This is a genomic window from Protofrankia sp. Cr1 (assembly GCF_963555865.1).
Lineage (GTDB): Bacteria > Actinomycetota > Actinomycetes > Frankiales > Frankiaceae > Protofrankia.
The window spans coordinates 3,453-6,403 of the sequence record NZ_CAUVXO010000353.1 but is presented as its reverse complement, the minus strand read 5'-3'; the positions used below and the strand labels follow the sequence as shown (position 1 = coordinate 6,403).

Genomic DNA, 2,951 nt, shown 5'->3' with positions numbered 1-2,951 from the left:
CCGACGGTCACGGCATACAGCCGGGTCTGACAGTCGATCTTCGGACTTCCTTGTCGTCGTCCATCCGTTCCACGCGCTGCGCGGCCAGCGGCTGGAGGTCCTCTTCAGCAAGCGGTGGTCGGGTGGGACGTTGTTTGTCTGTGCGCGGCCGGATTCGGGCCAGGTCACGTTGCCGGCGGGATGGACGGACCGCGGTCCGTCCGCGGAGGACGGGCGGCTGTCGGTCGATGGTCTGGCGGTGCTCAGTGCGCTGACACGCGCTCTCCAGGTCGTTGATGGCAGTGAGTAGTCGTGCGATCGTCTTGTGTGATGAGTCCACCCAAGGATCCGACAGATCTGGGCACGATGAGCACGGAGGATCTTCTTGCGCGGCGACGGGCGCTGGCCGACGAGGTCGGGGACGCGCAGCGGGTGCTGGCCGGTTCGCTGGTCGAGCAGTCCCGCCGGTGCGGCAAGCCGGGGTGTTCGTGCGCGGGCGGCGCCGGGCACGGGCCGTACTCGTACTTCAGCCCGCGCCAGGTCGACCGGGGTCGGCTGCGCTACGTCCCGGCCCGCCTGGTCTCGGTCGTGCACCGCTATCTGGAGAGGGGCGGCGAGGTCGAGGTGCTGCTGGCCGAGATCTCGGCGATCAACGTCGAGCTGCTCGCGCGCCGCGAGCTGACCTGAGCGATGGCCGTGGCCGTTCTGTCCGGACCTGCTCGCCGCGAGGCGGTCGCGGTGGTGGCGAACATGACGGCCTGCGCGCTGGGAGCGAGCGATGAACGACGAGCACAAGATCACCCCGGGTCATCGGCGGCGGGCGGCGCTGGTCTACCTGCGCCAGTCGACGCTGGTCCAGGTCCGGGAAAACACCGAGTCGACGCTGCGCCAGTACGCGCTGCAGGAGCGGGCGGTGGCGCTGGGCTGGGCGTCGGCGGACGTGGAGGTGATCGACACGGATCTGGGGCTGTCGGGGACCTCGACCCGCAACCGGGACGGGTTCCGCCACCTGATGGCGCGGCTGTGTCTGGGCGAGGTCGGGGCGATCTTCGGCCTGGAGATCTCCCGACTGGCCCGCTCCAACGCGGACCTGGCAAGGCTGGCGGAGCTCGCGCGCCTCACGGATACCCTGTTGATCGACACGGACGGGGTCTACGACCTGTCGGACTTCAACGACCGCCTGCTGCTCGGGCTGAAGTCGACGATGAGCGAGGCCGAGCTGCACATCATGGCCGGCCGGCTGCAGGCCTCGAAACGGGCGGCCGCCGAGCGCGGCGAACTACGCACCCCGCTGCCGGTCGGCTACGTCTACGACGACGAGGGCCGTCAGGTCATCGACCCGGACGCCGAGGTCCAGGCCGCGATCACGGATGTGTTCGCCGCGTTCGCCGCGGCGGGCTCCGCGTTCGGGGTGGTGACCGCGTTCGCGGGCCGCCGGTTCCCGCTGCGCGCCTATGGCGGGGCGTGGGCCGGCCAGCTACGCTGGGGCCCGCTCACCCACAGCCGGGCACTCGGGGTGTTGAAGAACCCCGCCTACGCCGGTGTTTACGTCTACGGTCGCTACGCGACCCGGCGGATGGTCGAACCGGACGGGACGGTGCGCCCGCACACCACCCAACTGCCCCGCGACCAGTGGCCGATCGTCATCCCCGACCACCATCCCGGCTACATCACCTGGGCCGACTACCTGGCCATCGAGCAGAAACTCGCGGCGAACCAGACGAATGCCGGAGCGCGCCCCGCCCGGGAAGGGCACGCGCTCTGCCAGGGCGTCATCCACTGCGGCAGCTGCGGACGGGCGATGGGAACCCGCTACCACGCGACCGGCAACGGGGCCTACGAGTGCTCCGCCCGGCTCCAGCGCCTCGCGACACCGACCTGCCGGTCGATCCTGGCCGCCACCGTGGACAGGGCCGTCACCCAGGCACTGCTGGACGCGGTCACACCCGAGCAGATCGGCCTCGCCCTCGACGCCGCCGGCCAGGTCGCCGACCGCCACCACCGCTCCATCCGCGCCGCCGAACTTGCCACGGAGCGGGCCCGCTACGACGCGCAGCGCGCCGAGCGGGCGTTTACCGCCGCCGAACCGGAAAACCGGCTCGTCACCCGCAACCTGGAGAACCGGTGGGAGGAGAAGCTCGCCGCGCTCGCCGAGGCCGAGGCCGCGCTGGCCGACGCCCGTGACACACTGCCCCCGCTGCCCGACCAGGACTCGCTGCGCGCCCTGGCCGGAGATCTGCCCGGCCTCTGGCACGCCGAGACCACCACCGACCGCGACCGCAAACGGCTGCTGCGTACCCTGATTGCCGACGTCACCCTGCTGCCCGAGGCCGACCGCGGCCGGGTCCGGATCGGTATCCGCTGGCACACCGGCACGACCGACGAGCTCAACCTCCGCCGCGCGCAGCACCCCGGCACCGCGCGGCGCACCCCATCCCCTGCCACCACGATGATCCGCGAACTCGGGCCCACGACCAGCAACGACGACCTCGTCGCGCTGCTCGCCGAGCACGGGCACACCACCGGCGACGGCCGCCCGTTCGACGTCAAGGCCGTCCAGTGGGTCCGACATGTCCATAAGATCCCGACCCCGAGTCCCTACCAGGACGGCGAGCGCAGCGTCGACCAGGTCGCCGCCGACCTCCGCTGCAACCCCGGCACCGTCTACTACTGGATTAACCACGGGCACCTTCAAGCTCGCCGCGGCGCCGGCAACCGGCTCTGCATCCCCTGGAACCCGCAGATCAAGATGCAGTTCCAGCACCTCATCAACGACTCAGGCCACCTCAGCCCCCGGCAGCCAGCCGCGACCACCACCCCGAGGACCTGATCCCGGGCCCCGCCAGCCCCGCCAGGCGCAAAAGCGACATGACGCCCGCCGAGCCGACCCAGCCATCTCCCATCAAACCAGACACCCACTCCTGGGGAATAGAAAAGCGCTACTGCGCAGGAGGGCAATATGAAGCCACCTT

Annotated in this window: 3 protein-coding genes; all 3 read left to right on the top strand. The window is 70.8% G+C overall.

Annotated features, from left to right (window positions below; genetic code table 11):
* Positions 1 to 289, top strand: a 289-nt coding sequence (locus tag U9980_RS21090) for a DUF5372 family protein (RefSeq protein ID WP_322769507.1), incomplete at its 5' end; no start/stop codon positions are given.
* A 20-nt stretch (positions 290 to 309) separates the two neighbouring features.
* Positions 310 to 666, top strand: a complete 357-nt coding sequence (locus U9980_RS21085) for a DUF6788 family protein (protein ID WP_322769506.1) — start codon at positions 310 to 312, stop codon at positions 664 to 666.
* Positions 667 to 757: 91 nt separating this feature from the next.
* Positions 758 to 2,809 carry a recombinase family protein gene (locus U9980_RS21080; protein WP_322769505.1) on the top strand — a complete coding sequence of 684 codons (2,052 nt, stop codon included), beginning with the start codon at positions 758 to 760 and terminating at the stop codon, positions 2,807 to 2,809.
* Positions 2,810 to 2,951 lie beyond the last annotated feature (142 nt).